Below are 14,874 nucleotides of genomic sequence, written 5' to 3' on the forward strand. Positions count from 1 at the left end.
TAAAGAAACACATTTGTCATGAGTAAGAACACTGAATTTGACAACATCGCTTTTGATTTACCCAAGAACAAGAGCAACGTAATTAAAGTTATCGGAGTAGGAGGTGGCGGTAGCAATGCTATCAACCACATGTTCCAGGCTGGCATCAACGGAGTGGATTTCGTCATCTGCAACACCGATGCCCAGGCATTACAGAACAGTCCAGTACCCAACAAGATTCAATTAGGGGTTTCCCTTACCGAAGGTCTTGGTGCAGGTGCCAACCCCGAAGTTGGGGAGCAAGCTGCCTTGGAGAGTATGGAAGAGATCAAGGGTATGTTGGGGCACAATACCAAAATGGCCTTTATTACCGCTGGTATGGGTGGCGGTACCGGTACAGGGGCAGCACCTATCCTTGCCAAATTGGCCAAGGAAATGGATGTGTTGACCGTTGGTATCGTGACTATTCCTTTTCAGTTTGAAGGGGCCATGCGTAACAAACAGGCACAACTGGGGATTGAAAAATTGCGCGCCAATGTGGATTCCCTTATTGTAATCAACAACAACAAACTACGTGAGGTATACGGCAATCTTGGGTTTAAGGCCGGATTCTCCAAAGCGGATGAAGTTTTGGCCACTGCGGCAAGGGGTATCGCAGAGGTTATAACACACCACTACACACAGAACATTGACCTTAGGGATGCCAAAACGGTACTTTCCAATAGTGGCACGGCCATAATGGGTTCAGCCACCGCTTCAGGTTCTGCTAGGGCCACGGAAGCGATTATGAAAGCCTTGGATTCTCCCTTGTTGAACGATAACAAGATCAATGGAGCCAAAAATGTATTGTTGCTTATTGTTTCCGGTTCACAAGAAATCACCATTGACGAGATCGGGGAAATCAACGATCACATCCAAATAGAGGCTGGTCATGGAGCCAACATCATCATGGGTGTGGGTGAGGACGAAAGCTTGGGCGAAGCCATTGCCGTAACTGTAATTGCCACTGGTTTCAATGTAGATCAGCAAGATAATATCGTGAACACGGAATCCAAAAAGGTATTCTATACTTTGGAGGACGAACAAACGGCCCAACAGGATTTAACTCCTGAGGCTACTTCCATCCAAGAAGTGAAAGTGGTTCAGCCCATTGTTGTGGAACCAGAACCAGAGCCAAGCATTGTAAAGCATACTTTGGAGGTTGATGAAGTAGAAGAAATCATCGAGGTAAAACCCCAAATGAAGAAGCAAGAACCAGATTTGGTTCCCACGACAAGCTACATCAGAAACTTTAATGTGTTCTATGAAGAAGTTGTTCCTGAGTATGTGGAAGATGACTTCATCATCATTGAGGCCAAAAATATCATCAACAATATTGAAGTGATTGATGCCGAGGTGGTAGCACCAAGGACAAATGAAGATCAGTTCACCTTGAGCTTTGATATGCCTTTGAACAGTCAGGAAGAGGAAGAAGAGGATGAGCGAGAGCACACCATTACTTTTAATTTGGAAGATGGTATTGGGGATGTGAACGTGAACGAGTATGTAGAGGTGAAACCTGTTTTGGAATACAGGAACCAGGGTGAGACGCGTTACAACCTTGAAGAATACATGGAGCTTGAAAACAAGTTGACCGGAGCCAGGTCCATGGCGGAAACCCATGAACCCAAATTGGTGGAGAACGAATTGGTTTTTGAGAAAAAGACCATCAAATTGGAAACCGCCGAACAACAAGAAGAAACGGTGGACAGTTTAGATCCCATGAACAGCCCCATCAATGAGATTTTGAGGGAGCGTGCCGATGAACGCAGAAGAAAACTGAAAAATTTCAACTATAAGTTCCAGAACAACAGGAGCAGCATCGACGAAATTGAGAAGCAGCCTGCTTATAAAAGACAAGGGGTGGATCTGAACGATGTGCCAAGGGAACAAAAAGTATCAAGGACCACTTTGAGTGAGGATAGCAACGATGATCTTCAGTTGCGATCCAATAACTCTTTCCTGCACGATAATGTTGATTAGTAGTGTTTAAATTAACATCCATTTTTAATGGAAAGCATAAACCCGGAAGTGAAATACTTTCGGGTTTATTTTTTATCTTCGCAGCCCAAAATAGATAGAAATGGGTTTGCAGGATAAGGTGATGACCGAGATGAAAACAGCAATGAAGGCAAAGGATACTGTTGCCTTGGAATCATTGCGTGCCATCAAGTCCGCTATTTTGTTAGCAAAGACAGAAACAGGTGCCGGCGCCGAACTTTCTGAGGAAGAAGAAGTGAAACTGATTCAAAAGTTGGTAAAACAACGAAAGGACAGTGCCACTATCTATCAACAACAAGGTCGTGAGGATTTGGCAGGACCAGAGCTAGCGCAAGTGGCGGTAATCGAGAAATTCTTGCCCGAGCAATTGTCCGAGGAAGAAATTGAAAAAGTAGTGCTGAAAACCATTGCATCCGTTGGTGCTTCGGGAATGCAGGATATGGGTAAGGTCATGGGTATTGTTTCCAAGGAATTGGCAGGGCAGGCTGATGGCAAGACCATTTCCAACATCGTAAAGGCAAAACTTAGTTCTTAATATTTTAATGGCCCAGTAGTTCTCCCGATAGCTATCGGGATGGATAGCTGCCTGCCTCTGGTTGGAATATAAGACTTAAGCAAAATGAAAAAATGTGTCTCCTGCATTCTCAGGAGTAAATAATGGCCCAGTAGTTCAACTGGATAGAATATCAGATTTCGGCTCTGAGGGTTGGGGGTTCGAATCCTCCCTGGGTCACATAAAGATTAAAAGCTTCACGTCAAATCAAGGTTACTTGAATTTGTAAGTGGGGCTTTTTGATTTTCTTCATTTTGTAGACTTACGACAATCCGAAAAATGACAGATGAAATGGATAAGCCTATTTCAAAATATTCTGGATAATGGTCGAGAACATTTGAATGCCAGTTGTCAAGATCTCATCGGGGAAATCATAATCAGCATGGTGCAAAGCAGGCGAATCAATCCCTGAACCTAGGCCAAACATGGCGGTTTTGTATTTTTTGGAATACCAGCCAAAGTCCTCCCCAAATCTGAATGGATGCTCCTTGTTGATGATTTCAAAACCGTTTGCATTGGCTGCCTTTTGGATATGTGCAGTGCATTCTTCATCATTGATGCTTGCCGGGAAAAACTCTAACCATTCAAAACTAAAATCGAGATGGTTTGATAAACAGATGCCATCCACCAAAGTTTTAATTTTGGAAGTCAATAAACTCATTTGTGAACTGTTCCAAGTGCGAATGGTGTAATGTAATTCGGCATTTGCAGGGGAAATGCCATAAGCTTTTTCGCCCATCAGTAGGTGAACTGGTGTCAATACGGCAAAGTTATCCATTTTGGGATCCAAACAATTCAAACTGGACATCCCTTCTATTATTTTGGAAACGGCTAGTGCAGGATTATTTCCATTTTCTGGCTCGGCAGCGTGGGCTTCTTTTCCTTTAATTTTGATGACCACACTTTGTACTTCGGCGGAAAATCCCTTTGGAGTAATAATAATGTTGTGGATACTTTCACCTGGAATGTTGTGAAGCGCGAAAAGATAATCGATGCCCAATGCTTCAAATTTATTATCATGCACCAACATTTGTGCACCCTTGCCCGTTTCTTCGGCAGGTTGAAAGAGCAAGATGACCTTCCCTTTTTGGATCGGTTGTGCTTCCAACCAGAAAATCAGCCCAGAAACGATAGCCATATGGCCGTCATGACCGCATTTATGGGAAACTCCTGCATTGACCGATTTATATGAAAACTGATTTTCTTCCTGAATGGGCAATGCATCCAATTCGCACCGGATGGCAATGGTTTTTCCTGGTTCTGGAAATTGGTAGATTACAGCGAAACCAGTTTCCCCAAAAGTTTCAATTTGTGCCGCCTTACCATGTTTTTCTGCAAACTGCCGTATTCTATTTACGGTTTTATATTCTTGACCGGACAATTCAGGGTTAGCATGCAACTCACGCCTTAATTGGATGATTTTAGGAAGGTAACGGTGTTGGTCTTGAGGCATAGGTAGGCCAATATTTTCATCCATAAAGATAGCTAAAAAGGAACTTTGAAAGTGTTCTGAAATAGAGGTGGACCGCAGTTTTTGGTTGGTTGATTTAATGTGCAATCCTCTAAAATTTCGTAAATTTAAAGGTGTAAATTCCATTAAAAATACATGGATACAACCTTTCCGTTGACCGCTGGTTTAATAGCCTCCATGCTACATGTTATTGCTGGTCCCGATCATTTGGCGGCGGTCGCTCCCTTTGCCATCGAATCCAAGCGGAAGGCATGGAAAATAGGATTGTTCTGGGGTATTGGGCACTTGGTAGGCATGATTGCCATTGGACTTTTGTTTGCCATTTTCAGGGAGATTATCCCTGTAGATGCCATTTCCCAATACAGCGAGCAATTGGTCGGAATCGTTTTGGTAGGATTGGGATGTTGGTCTCTCTATCGGATTTTTAAAAAGAGAAGGCACCACAAACATTTGCATGTGCATACGGAACATGCCCCAGTAATCCATTCCCATGAGCACCAACACGAACATAATCCAACACATCATCACCAACATTCCCAAACATTGAGGCAAAATAATTTGGCCTCGTTTTCCATTGGAATTTTACACGGATTGGCGGGAATTTCCCATTTTTTGTTGTTCTTGCCTGTTTTAGGATTCGAAACACGAGCCGATTCCATCACTTATATCATTGGATTTGCGGCGGGTATTTTGGTGGCGATGATCACCTTCGCTTTTGTGATAGGAAGAATTGCTTCCGTAGTGAAAAATGGACACAATGAAGTTTTCTTTAACGGAATCCGTTTTGCTGGAGGATTGTTTGCCTTGGCCATAGGTTTTTATTGGATCTTCAGTAGCTAACAAATTCTTGGTAGTTGCTCGCCGAGCAAGGGTGTAACCATACGCTTGCCCCCAATAACACTGTGCATAACCACTTTGTTCGGATGTTCTTTGGTGATTTCCCCTATACAAATGGCACTTTGTCCCTTGTCATCCTTTTGCATCAATTCAATCATTTCAGATTCGATAGTTGGATCTACAATGGAAACAAAAATACCTTCGTTGGCCACAAAAAGGGGATCCAGTCCCAACATTTCGCAAGCTGCAGCCACTTGATCATCAATGGGTAATTGGTTTTCAATGATGTTAATTCCTAAATTAATATCACCAGCAATTTCAGTAAGTACACTGGCCAATCCACCTCTTGTGGGATCTCGGAACAAGTGTATTTTGTCTCCAAAGGCATCCAAAAGTTTTCCCACTAAGAAATTCAAGTTAGTTGTATCACTCTCAATGCTCGATTCAAATTCCAAACCGTCCCTTTGAGACATGATGGCCATGCCATGCTGGGCAATGGGTCCACTGATGATGATTTTATCACCCGGGTTAATTTTTTTAGCTGAGATGTTTGCCTTGGGATGCACTTTCCCAAAACCTGTGGTGTTGATGAAAATCTTATCTCCCTTGCCCCGTTCCACAACCTTGGTGTCCCCAGTTATGATTTTGACCCCACTCTGGTCGGCGGTTTCTTTGATGGTTTCCACAATTTTGACAAAGTCGTCAATGGGCAACCCTTCTTCCACAATGAAGGCCAAGGATAAAAATTCAGGTTGGGCACCGCACATGGCCACATCGTTCACAGTGCCGTTTACGGCCAAATCCCCAATATTCCCCCCTTTAAAAAAGATGGGAGAAACCACAAAGCTATCCGTAGAAATGGCCATTTTTCCATCTATTTGGATGATGGAACCATCGTGTTTTTGATCGAGGTAAGGATTGCTGAACGTTTCAAAAATAATCTTGTCCAACAGCTCACGGGTCATCAAACCGCCACTTCCATGTCCCAGGTTAATGGTGTCGTATCCCAATTCTTTTTTGTTCATGGCACATTAATTTAGGTGGTTTGAAAAATGGTAATAAGCGGCACAGGCTCCTTCCGAAGAAACCATGGGGGCACCCAACGGGTTGGAAGGATTACAGGCCTTGCCAAATTGTGGACATTCATGTGGTTTTTTGATGCCCTTTAAAATTTGTCCAGCGATACATTCGGAGTTTTCGGGAGTAGCAATGGAACTGATTCCAAACTTGGTTTCCGCATCATAGTCCCGAAATGCTGGCTTTAAAACATAACCACTGTCAGGGATGGTTCCAATGCCACGCCATTCACGATCTCCTACCTCAAAAACAGATTGGATCACTTTTAGGGCTTCCAGGTTTCCTTCTTCCCTTACCACACGGGAATATTGGTTTTCCAGCTTGTATTCTCCTTTTTCCAATTGCTGTATGGCCAAGTAGATGCCTTGAACCAGATCTAGAGGTTCAAATCCCGTCACCACGATCGGGATTTTGTATTTTTCAACCAACGGGTAATATTCCTTCATCCCCATGATGGCACACACATGGCCTGCTCCCAGAAAGGCATCAATGGTACAGAACTCATCGCCTAAAATTCCTTCCATGGCAGGTGGTACCAATACATGGGATACCAATATGGAATAATTTTTCACTTCTTCCTTTTTAGCATGTAACACCGAAAGGGCGTTGGCAGGCGCCGTAGTTTCAAATCCGACAGCAAAAAAAACGACTTCTTTGTTCGGGTTTTGTTTCGCGATGTTGACGGCTTCCAACGGCGAATACAAGATGCGAAGGTCACCTCCGTTTGCTTTGGCTTCCAAAAGACTTTTTTTACTGCCCGGCACTCGGACCATATCACCAAAGGAGCAAACAATGACCCCATTTTCCAACAATTCCACAGCCTTATCAATCAGGTTGAGTGGTGTAACACAAACAGGGCAACCAGGGCCATGGATCATTCGAACGTTTTCTGGAAGTAGGTTGATGATTCCATTCTTGACCAATCCATGGGTTTGTCCACCACAGATTTCCATGATATTCCACGTTTTAGTGGCCGTTTTGTGAATCAGGTCCAAGTACTGTTTGGTGGCCTCCAAGTTTCTATATTCGCTCAAATACTTCATGGGTCAATCCTTAATATTTTGATGGTAAGCCACTTGTCCGAAGGAAATGTTTTCATCGTTTGGACTTAAGTTACGATTAAAATAAAGTTTGAAATCGTTGGGAGCCAATTCCTTGACCATATCTACCAACACTGTATTTTGAAATACCCCTCCACTCATGGCAATTTCTTTTATACCCAATTGATTTGCCATTTGTAGGATGATAATGGCCAAAGTGAAAAGAAAGTCGATAATGATTTTTTGCTTTTCCTTTCTACCATGATAATCATGATGGATTTTAGCAAAAAGAAGGTGTGTGGGTACCAAACCATCCTTTATTTCGGTGATATAGGAAGTACATTTTTTTAACTCGTATTGGTCCACTTGGTTTTCAAGTAAGATGGCCGCTTCCCCTTCATAAGTATTATGATCACATAGGTGTAACAAAGATGCCACGGCATCAAAAAGCCTTCCTACTGAAGAGGTTTTCAAGGTTTCCTTCTTTTTAAGTTGTTGGTAAATGGCCATCTCTTGCTCGGTGAATTTTTGTTGGAGTTCCACTTTCATGGAGGCATCGGCCAATGAGAAAAAGGAAATCCGTGGTTCCTTGGCCATTTTGTCGCCCGCCAACCAGTCGAAATAATCAAAATGCCCAACACGTTCCATGGTATGGTCCTCATATTTGAAAAATTCACCACCCCAAATCTGTTGGTCATCCCCGTATCCGGTGCCATCCCAAACAACTCCTAAAACCGGTGATTTTTTTTTAAAAAGTTCGTGTTCCCCCAAAACGGAGGCAAAATGAGCCTTGTGATGCTGAATGGATTGAATGGGGATTTTCCAGTTTTTGGCCAATTCTTTTCCATGAAGGGTACTGTTGTAGGCAGGGTGATGGTCCACTAGGATAATCTCGGGACGAGTCTCGAATAATTCAATAAACTTGGCAACAGTATCTTGGTAACGATTATACACATCAAAATGATCTAGGTTTCCCAAGTATTGACTGATGTACAGATAATTGTTGGGAATAAAGGCGAGTGTACTTTTTAGGTGCCCACCCATCGCTAAAATTTTCTGCTCTGTTGGTATAGCTACATCAAAATTGGGGCTCAGTCCCCTAGATCGTCTAAAAAGGATTTTTTTTTGTGAGTGAGTACTGAACTTGATAACAGAATCATCCTGAGGATTGGTGATTTTTAAATTATGGTCCAAAAAATAATCGGCTACTTCTTTCAATTCTTGATGAGCAATTACCGCTTCACTAATTATAGGTGATGCATGGATATTGCCACTGGTTGCCACAATCGGGATTTCCAATTCATTTGCCAAAAGATGCAAAATACCTGAGTAGGGGAGCATGATGCCCAATTGATTGAGTTGGGGAGCCAACTCTTCCAGTGCCAAGTTTCCTGTAATCCCTTTTTTGGGAAGGATAACAATGGGACTTTCCGGCGAAGTCAAAGCTTCTTCCTGTATTTTGGTAATTTTTAAATCTTTCTTCAATGCAGCTAAAGAAGGATACAAAATCGCAAATGGTTTGGTGGGCCTTCGCTTACGCTCGCGCAATTTTTGGATGACAGTGGCATTGGTTGCATCACAACAGAGGAGATAACCGCTGGTATTTTTAATGGCCACAATCTTACCGGCCTTGATGAAACCAGCAACCTTTTTTATTGCATCAGAACATAAGATAGTACCTCCTTCGGCATCGGTCAACCTTAATTCAATCCCGCAATGGGAACAGGAATTGGTCTGTGAATGGAACCTTCGGTCGGAGGGGTCTTGGTATTCTGTTGAACAGGTCCCGCACATTTCAAACGCTGACATGTTGGTGTTTTCCCTTTCAAAAGGGAATTTGTTGGTAATGGCCCATCGTGGCCCACAATTCACGCAGGTGGTAAAAGGGTAGTGGTAACGTCTGTTGTTTGGGTCGGTTATTTCATCCTTACAGTTGTCACAAATGGCAAAATCCGGGGTAAGCTGCAAATTCAATTTCCCTTCAGTTTGTGATGGGACTATTGAAAAATCATCAAATGGTTGGAAATCTATCTCGGAAAAATGATGTCCCTTTATTTTAGAAGACCTTGGTGGATTTTGAATGAGTTGGGCATACAATTCCTTTGCCTTTTCCAACTCTCCAGATAAAAAAATGACCACTCCCTCCTCATTATTGGATACGGAACCTTTTAGACCGAACTTTTGGGCCAAATGGAACACATGGGGTCTGAAACCAACTCCCTGCACTCGACCGGTTACTATGATCTTATAAGATTTGGACACTTTATGAAATTTGATGGTGCAGGGCATCCACCAAGTCCATAATTTGTTCGATTGCCTTGGGAATAGCCTTTTTTACTTTTGGTGCCAATTCGGTGGTCATGGGTTCCACCTTTTCAATGGATATGGTGAACAGGTATAGATCGGGTTGGTTTTCCATGAGGTAGACTGCTTCAATCATATCTTTTAGCCCCACATCATGCACACTTAATGCGGAAGGAAAATCACTGGCGAACTTGGGTCGGATCAAGGAAACGATACCTTCTTCCTGGCCATCCATGGTAGCATCCACAAAAATGATCTTGGCGTAACTTTCAAAACAGTTCAGCAATAAAAAACCACCGGTACCACCGTCCAGAATATCCAAGTGATCGGGAAGCTCAAGATTGTCCATTTGTTGGATTACATGTACACCGACCCCTTCATCGCCCATCAAATAATTGCCAACCCCCAAAACCAAAATGGACTTGGACTTGTCCTTTTCAAAATAAAAGGCGTCACTGCTTATGGCAATGGGTTTTCTTGCCAAATCCGTTTTGGTATTTGTGGATTCTTCCATGAGTTAGTTTTATTCAATTATTTCTAGGGCTTCTTCATCTTTGGGAGCCTCTATTTCTTCATCCTCCACCAATTGTTTAAGTCGCTCATCGCAAACGAATTTATAACCTCCGAACATGGAGGAAACTTCTCCCCGTCCTTCAAGCCAATCGTGATAGAACACCAGATACACATGGATTAGGGTAAAGAGAATAAACAACCAAGTGGTGGCATGGTGTATGGTCCTTACTATAAAATCCCCTCCCAAGAAAGGAACTACCCAAGCAAACATTTTGGGCAGCCACCATCCTGCATTGGCGGAATAAAGACCAAAGCCAGTGAACACTTGAACCAGTGCCAATAGGAATAGAATTACATAGGAAATAGCCGCTACGCTGTTGTGGCCGATGCTGATATCCTTGATATCCGGTTTTTTTTCGTTTGCCAAAAAGACATCCACTTTGATGACGTGCAGAAAGTTGTGCCACATATTTTTGTTGAAGGGCCAAAAAGCTTTCCAACTAGAAAAGCGGTTTCCGACAAACGACCAGTATATCCTCATGATCATATTGAAAAAGAACACGTAGGCCGTTGCAAAATGGATAAAGCGCACCGTTCCGAACCAATAGATGTCACTCGCTTCCTTGTTTGATAAAATAGCGGGAGGATTGGCAATGATAAGTCCGGTTACCGCCAAAATGGTAATGGAAAGGGCATTGATCCAATGGAAAAATCGCACTGGAAGCTCCCAAACATATACCCTTCTAAATTTTCGTGTTTGCATGATCCATGATTTTCTAGATTTCGCAGCTCGAAACGTTTTGAACCTGTGAGATATGCTTGCCATGCTCGTCGTACAAATGCACGGCGCAGGCTATACAGGGGTCAAAGGAGTGGATGGTCCTGATGATTTCCAAAGGAAGTTCAGGATCGGCCACCGGGGTATCTAATAGTGTGGATTCATAGGCCGACCGTTGTCCTTTTGGGTCTCTTGGGGAGGCATTCCAAGTTGAAGGTACCACCAGCTGGTAGTTTTCGGTTTTGCCTTCTTTGATCTTGATCCAGTGGGCCAAAGCACCCCTAGGAGCCTCAGCAAATCCTACGCCTTTGGATTCGGCGGGCCAAAGCTCAGGTTCCCATTTGGTCATATTGGCCATTCGGGTATCCCCATTCTTGATGTTGAGCAACAAGGTGTCATAAAACTCCATGGTCCAATTCGCCACCAATTGCGTCTCGATTCCCCTGGCAGCCGTTCTTCCCAACGTGGAGAACAGGGCATCCACAGGTACATCCAAATGGCTCAAAGCCCCATTTACCGCTTCTTGAATTTCTTTGTTCCCTCTTGCATACCCTACCAAAAGTCTGGCCAATGGGCCAACTTCCATCGGTTTACCTTGCCAACGTGGCGTTTTTATAAAACTGTATTTTTGGCTTACATCCAATTGGTCATAAGGTGGCTTGGGACCGGAATAGTTGATATTGGTCTCCCCGTCCCAAGGGTGTTTTCCTTGGTCTTTTCCTTCGGAATAATTATCATACCAAGAATTGTTGACGAACTCAGCGATATCTTCGTTCCTATGGTTTACGTCATATACTTTGGATAGGTCCCGATCCAAGATGATACCCTGTTGGAATTTGAAGTTGGAAATGTCCCCATATCCATTGGTTGGGAAATCACCATACGACATGTAATTACCGAACCCTTTGCCAATGGTGCCCCAATCTTTATAGAAGGAAGCAATGGCGAGTAAATCTGGAATATACACTTGCTCAATGAACTCTTTTCCTTCTTGCAACAGTCTGCCAACGTAGGCCAATCGTTCTGCATTGATGCCCCCTGGACTTTCCGTGTTGATGGCGCAGGCCATACCACCTACCAAGTAGTTGGGGTGTGGGTTCTTACCACCAAAAATGGTATGGACTTTCACGATTTCTTTTTGCCATTCCAGGGCTTCCAGGTAGTGGGCAACTGCCAACAGGTTAACTTCAGGGGGCAATTTCATTTGGGGATGGCCCCAGTACCCGTTTGCAAAAATGCCCAGTTGCCCACTTTCCACAAATCTTGTAATTCTTTTTTTGATGTCGGAGAAATATCCCGGAGAGCTTTTTGGCCAATTGGAAATGCTTTGGGCCAATTGGGAAGTTGCCACAGGGTCCGCCTTCAGGGCGTTCACCACATCTACCCAATCCAGGGCATGAAGGTGATAAAAATGCACGGTATGGTCGTGCATATACAACGCACCTTCCATAATATTCCTTACCATTTCGGCATTCGGTGGCACTTCAATCCCCAATGAATCTTCAACGGAACGTACCGATGCCAAGGCATGAATGGTGGTACACACCCCACAGGCCCGTTGCACGAACGCCCAAACATCCCGGGGATCTCTTCCTTTTACAATATTTTCCAGACCCCGGACCATGGGACTTGAACTATAGGCGTCGGTGATTTTTCCATCCTTCACCTCTACTTCTATGCGCAAGTGACCTTCAATTCTGGTAATGGGGTCAACAACAATTCTATTTGCCATGATACTTTTATTAAGAATCTAATTTCTTTTCGTTTTGAATGCCTCGGGAAGTCCTGCTCTTCAATTCTTTCCGTTTGGAAATATTTGCGGCTACCGCATGCACGGCCAAACCACCAGCAACCACGCCAGCGGCAACTTTACCGATGGTGTCGGCAGAACTTTCAATGCCGAATCCGGCCAAACCGGTCAATCTTTCGTAGAAAGGGCCGTTGTCCCAAAAATTCTCTTCACTACAACCAATACATCCATGACCGGATTGAATAGGATAGCTCACGCCATTGTTCCATTTAATGGTACCACAGGAGTTATAGGTCATCGGACCACGGCATCCTACCTTATACAAGCAGTAACCATCCTTGGCATTCTGGTCGTCAAAGGTTTCAGCAAAAAGACCAGCATCGTAATAAGGTCTTCTGTAGCAGGAGTCATGCACCCGCTTGGCATAAAATGCTTTTGGCCTGCCAAGTCCATCCAATTCTGGCAATCTGCCAAAAGTGATCATGTGAACGATGATACCCGCCATGACCTCGCCAATTGGGGGACAACCGGGAACCCTGATGATGGGTTTGTTCTTGATGATCTTGTGGATTGGGGTGGCTTGGGTAGGGTTGGGGTATGCTGCTTGCACACATCCGTTGGATGCGCAACTTCCCCAAGCAATAATGGCCTTGGCTCCTTCCGCAGCCTCGATCAAAAGATCTTTGGCAGATCGGCCGGCGATACAACAGTAATTGCCATCATCACCCAAGGGAACCGAACCTTCCACACATAGAATGTATTCCCCTTTGTATTTTTCCATGGTAGCCTGTTTGGCCGCTTCGGCCTGGTGCCCCGATGCAGCCATCAAGGTCAGGGTGTAGTCCAAGGAAATTTTATCCAAAATAATATCCGAAACAATCGGGTGATCGGATCGGATGAACGATTCACTGCAACAAGTGCATTCTTGGTAATGTTCCCAGATCACGGGGATACGGAACGTGTTTTCCAGGGATTTTGCCACTTGACCGATCATGGAAGTTTCCAGACCCATATATGCTGCGATATAGGTGGCGAACTTCATGAAATCACGTCTGCTGTAACCCTGTTTGATGATGCTTTCGTAATAGGTTTCCTTTACTGATTTTTCTATTGCCATGACCCAAATTTTTAAATCTAAATATTGATTTTTCAGGGATTTAGCTTTAAATGTAGCCATTACATTCAGTGATTCATATGACAAAAATCATGTCCACGGAAAAAGGTTTTGAATAATATTGTGTCTTATGTTGCTCTTTATCAGCATTTAAAATTCAATATCATGCATGAGCTTTCGGTGGCCATGGGCATTGTGAAGATTGCGGAAGACGAGACCAAAAAGGCCAACGCAAAAAAGGTCACTTTGATCGAACTGGAAATCGGCAAACTTGCCGGGGTCGAGTTTGAATCCCTTGATTTTGTATGGCCAGCTGCGGTAAAGAATACCGTGCTGGAAGATGCGGAAAGGAAGATTGATGTCAAGGAAGGATTGGGGCAATGTGGGGATTGTGATATGGTTTTTGAAATACAACATTTTTACGATTCCTGCCCCAAATGTGGTAGTAATCTCAAGGGTATAATTCAAGGAAAGGAACTTAGGGTGAAGGCCCTAGAGGTCATCTAATTTAAAACTTAATACTATGTGCGGTACTTGCGGATGTGGAAGCGATGGGAATGGCGCTAAAATTTTATCCCCAAAAATGGGCAAAGAGGAACATGGGCATCGTCATGATCATGGACACGGTCATCATCATGACCACGACCATGACCATCATCATGGGCACCACCATCACCATCATGAGCACGATCATGACCATCATCATGGACACCACCACCACGATCATGACCATGATCATGACCACCATCATAAAACCGTATTGGATGTGGAACGTGATATCCTTCAACAAAATGAAATCATGGCAGCCAGAAATAGAGGTTACTTTGATGCAAAAGGCGTATTTGCCCTCAATTTGGTAAGCTCTCCCGGTTCCGGAAAAACATCACTTTTGGAACGTACGTTGAAAGATCTAAAAGGTAAAATTCCTTTTTATGTAATCGAAGGCGATCAACAGACCCTGAACGATGCCAACCGCATCGCAGCCTTGGATGTTCCCGTTATACAGATCAACACAGGAAAAGGTTGTCATTTGGAAAGCGATATGATCCATGACGCGGTCAAAAAATTGAATATCGCCAATGATTCGGTTTTGATGATCGAAAATGTGGGAAATTTGGTTTGTCCTTCCATGTTCAATCTAGGGGAGCATAAAAGAGTGGTGATCGTGAGTACTACGGAAGGTGATGACAAACCCATAAAATATCCGGATATGTTCCATACCTCGGATATCTGCATCATCAATAAAATTGACCTAGTTCCTTATTTGGACACGAATATTGAAGAGTTGAAGAAAAATGCTCTTCAGGTAAATCCTGAATTGGTCTTTTTTGAAGTATCAGCCACTAAAGGAACTGGAATGGAGCAATGGTGCGAATGGCTTGAAAGCCAAGCCAAGTTGGTGCCCGAAGAACATTAAA

General features: G+C 43.6%; 14 protein-coding genes and 1 tRNA gene. 7 read left to right on the forward strand and 8 right to left on the reverse strand.

Features of this window, described 5'->3' with window-relative positions; translation table 11 throughout:
- Window positions 1-18: 18 nt before the first annotated feature.
- From ftsZ to LKX84_RS10800, 3 genes are all read left to right on the forward strand, one after another.
- The gene (ftsZ, locus tag LKX84_RS10790) at window positions 19-2,001 is read left to right on the forward strand and encodes a cell division protein FtsZ (RefSeq protein ID WP_228237173.1); all 1,983 of its coding nucleotides are present in this window, start codon (window positions 19-21) and stop codon (window positions 1,999-2,001) included.
- 100 nt (window positions 2,002-2,101) lie between these two features.
- Window positions 2,102-2,554 carry a GatB/YqeY domain-containing protein gene (locus LKX84_RS10795; protein WP_228237174.1) on the forward strand — a complete coding sequence of 151 codons (453 nt, stop codon included), beginning with the start codon at window positions 2,102-2,104 and terminating at the stop codon, window positions 2,552-2,554.
- Between the two features lie 124 nt (window positions 2,555-2,678).
- Window positions 2,679-2,752, forward strand: a tRNA-Arg gene (locus tag LKX84_RS10800).
- 121 nt (window positions 2,753-2,873) lie between these two features.
- Here LKX84_RS10800 and LKX84_RS10805 read toward each other — a convergent pair.
- A complete protein-coding gene (locus LKX84_RS10805; RefSeq protein WP_228237175.1) occupies window positions 2,874-4,130 on the reverse strand; it encodes an amidohydrolase in 1,257 nt (418 codons plus the stop codon).
- A 48-nt stretch (window positions 4,131-4,178) separates the two neighbouring features.
- Here LKX84_RS10805 and LKX84_RS10810 point away from each other — a divergent pair, with 48 nt between their 5' ends.
- Window positions 4,179-4,883 carry a sulfite exporter TauE/SafE family protein gene (locus LKX84_RS10810; protein ID WP_228237176.1) on the forward strand — a complete coding sequence of 235 codons (705 nt, stop codon included), beginning with the start codon at window positions 4,179-4,181 and terminating at the stop codon, window positions 4,881-4,883.
- Here LKX84_RS10810 and hypE read toward each other — a convergent pair.
- The 7 genes from hypE to LKX84_RS10845 are packed head-to-tail and all read right to left on the reverse strand — an operon-like array spanning window position 4,880 to window position 13,459.
- Window positions 4,880-5,905 carry a hydrogenase expression/formation protein HypE gene (hypE, locus tag LKX84_RS10815; protein ID WP_228237177.1) on the reverse strand — a complete coding sequence of 342 codons (1,026 nt, stop codon included), beginning with the start codon at window positions 5,903-5,905 and terminating at the stop codon, window positions 4,880-4,882. The genes LKX84_RS10810 and hypE overlap by 4 nt on opposite strands.
- 6 nt (window positions 5,906-5,911) lie before the next feature.
- Window positions 5,912-7,000 (reverse strand): hydrogenase formation protein HypD, encoded by a 1,089-nt coding sequence (hypD, locus tag LKX84_RS10820; RefSeq protein WP_228237178.1) that lies wholly within the window; start codon window positions 6,998-7,000, stop codon window positions 5,912-5,914.
- 3 nt (window positions 7,001-7,003) lie between these two features.
- Window positions 7,004-9,259, reverse strand: coding sequence for a carbamoyltransferase HypF (gene hypF, locus LKX84_RS10825; protein WP_228237179.1), 2,256 nt, complete (start codon window positions 9,257-9,259; stop codon window positions 7,004-7,006).
- Window position 9,260: 1 nt separating this feature from the next.
- Window positions 9,261-9,815: a hydrogenase maturation protease gene (locus tag LKX84_RS10830; protein ID WP_228237180.1), complete on the reverse strand. Its 555-nt coding sequence runs from the start codon at window positions 9,813-9,815 to the stop codon at window positions 9,261-9,263.
- A 9-nt stretch (window positions 9,816-9,824) separates the two neighbouring features.
- Complete coding sequence (gene cybH, locus LKX84_RS10835) at window positions 9,825-10,577, reverse strand: Ni/Fe-hydrogenase, b-type cytochrome subunit (RefSeq protein WP_228237181.1); 753 nt, start codon at window positions 10,575-10,577, stop codon at window positions 9,825-9,827.
- A gap of 13 nt (window positions 10,578-10,590) precedes the next feature.
- Window positions 10,591-12,324 carry a nickel-dependent hydrogenase large subunit gene (locus LKX84_RS10840; protein WP_228237182.1) on the reverse strand — a complete coding sequence of 578 codons (1,734 nt, stop codon included), beginning with the start codon at window positions 12,322-12,324 and terminating at the stop codon, window positions 10,591-10,593.
- Window positions 12,325-12,334: 10 nt separating this feature from the next.
- Window positions 12,335-13,459, reverse strand: a complete 1,125-nt coding sequence (locus LKX84_RS10845) for a hydrogenase small subunit (protein ID WP_228237183.1) — start codon at window positions 13,457-13,459, stop codon at window positions 12,335-12,337.
- A 162-nt stretch (window positions 13,460-13,621) separates the two neighbouring features.
- On the opposite strand from LKX84_RS10845, the gene hypA reads away from it, so the two are divergent.
- Genes hypA through hypB form a run of 3 tightly spaced genes read left to right on the forward strand, consistent with a single transcriptional unit; the run spans window position 13,622 to window position 14,873 of the window.
- Window positions 13,622-13,963 (forward strand): hydrogenase maturation nickel metallochaperone HypA, encoded by a 342-nt coding sequence (gene hypA / locus LKX84_RS10850; RefSeq protein ID WP_228237184.1) that lies wholly within the window; start codon window positions 13,622-13,624, stop codon window positions 13,961-13,963.
- Between the two features lie 50 nt (window positions 13,964-14,013).
- Window positions 14,014-14,316, forward strand: coding sequence for a hypothetical protein (locus LKX84_RS10855; RefSeq protein WP_228237242.1), 303 nt, complete (start codon window positions 14,014-14,016; stop codon window positions 14,314-14,316).
- Window positions 14,256-14,873: a hydrogenase nickel incorporation protein HypB gene (gene hypB / locus LKX84_RS10860; RefSeq protein WP_262909130.1), complete on the forward strand. Its 618-nt coding sequence runs from the start codon at window positions 14,256-14,258 to the stop codon at window positions 14,871-14,873. Before LKX84_RS10855 ends, hypB begins: the two co-directional genes overlap by 61 nt.
- Window position 14,874 lies beyond the last annotated feature (1 nt).

The sequence above is a fragment of the Allomuricauda sp. M10 genome, from assembly GCF_020782875.1.
GTDB lineage: Bacteria > Bacteroidota > Bacteroidia > Flavobacteriales > Flavobacteriaceae > Flagellimonas.

What these genes read in the sequence shown, in the direction of transcription:
- hypA (WP_228237184.1), top strand. Translation starts at nt 13,622, where the DNA reads ATGCATGAGCTTTCGGTGGCCATGGGCATTGTGAAGATTGCGGAAGAC.
- LKX84_RS10795 (WP_228237174.1), top strand. Translation starts at nt 2,102, where the DNA reads ATGGGTTTGCAGGATAAGGTGATGACCGAGATGAAAACAGCAATGAAG.
- LKX84_RS10840 (WP_228237182.1), bottom strand. Translation starts at nt 12,324, where the DNA reads ATGGCAAATAGAATTGTTGTTGACCCCATTACCAGAATTGAAGGTCAC.
- cybH (WP_228237181.1), bottom strand. Translation starts at nt 10,577, where the DNA reads ATGCAAACACGAAAATTTAGAAGGGTATATGTTTGGGAGCTTCCAGTG.
- hypB (WP_262909130.1), top strand. Translation starts at nt 14,256, where the DNA reads ATGGCAGCCAGAAATAGAGGTTACTTTGATGCAAAAGGCGTATTTGCC.
- LKX84_RS10810 (WP_228237176.1), top strand. Translation starts at nt 4,179, where the DNA reads ATGGATACAACCTTTCCGTTGACCGCTGGTTTAATAGCCTCCATGCTA.
- hypD (WP_228237178.1), bottom strand. Translation starts at nt 7,000, where the DNA reads ATGAAGTATTTGAGCGAATATAGAAACTTGGAGGCCACCAAACAGTAC.
- LKX84_RS10845 (WP_228237183.1), bottom strand. Translation starts at nt 13,459, where the DNA reads ATGGCAATAGAAAAATCAGTAAAGGAAACCTATTACGAAAGCATCATC.
- LKX84_RS10830 (WP_228237180.1), bottom strand. Translation starts at nt 9,815, where the DNA reads ATGGAAGAATCCACAAATACCAAAACGGATTTGGCAAGAAAACCCATT.
- hypE (WP_228237177.1), bottom strand. Translation starts at nt 5,905, where the DNA reads ATGAACAAAAAAGAATTGGGATACGACACCATTAACCTGGGACATGGA.
- LKX84_RS10855 (WP_228237242.1), top strand. Translation starts at nt 14,014, where the DNA reads ATGGCGCTAAAATTTTATCCCCAAAAATGGGCAAAGAGGAACATGGGC.
- ftsZ (WP_228237173.1), top strand. Translation starts at nt 19, where the DNA reads ATGAGTAAGAACACTGAATTTGACAACATCGCTTTTGATTTACCCAAG.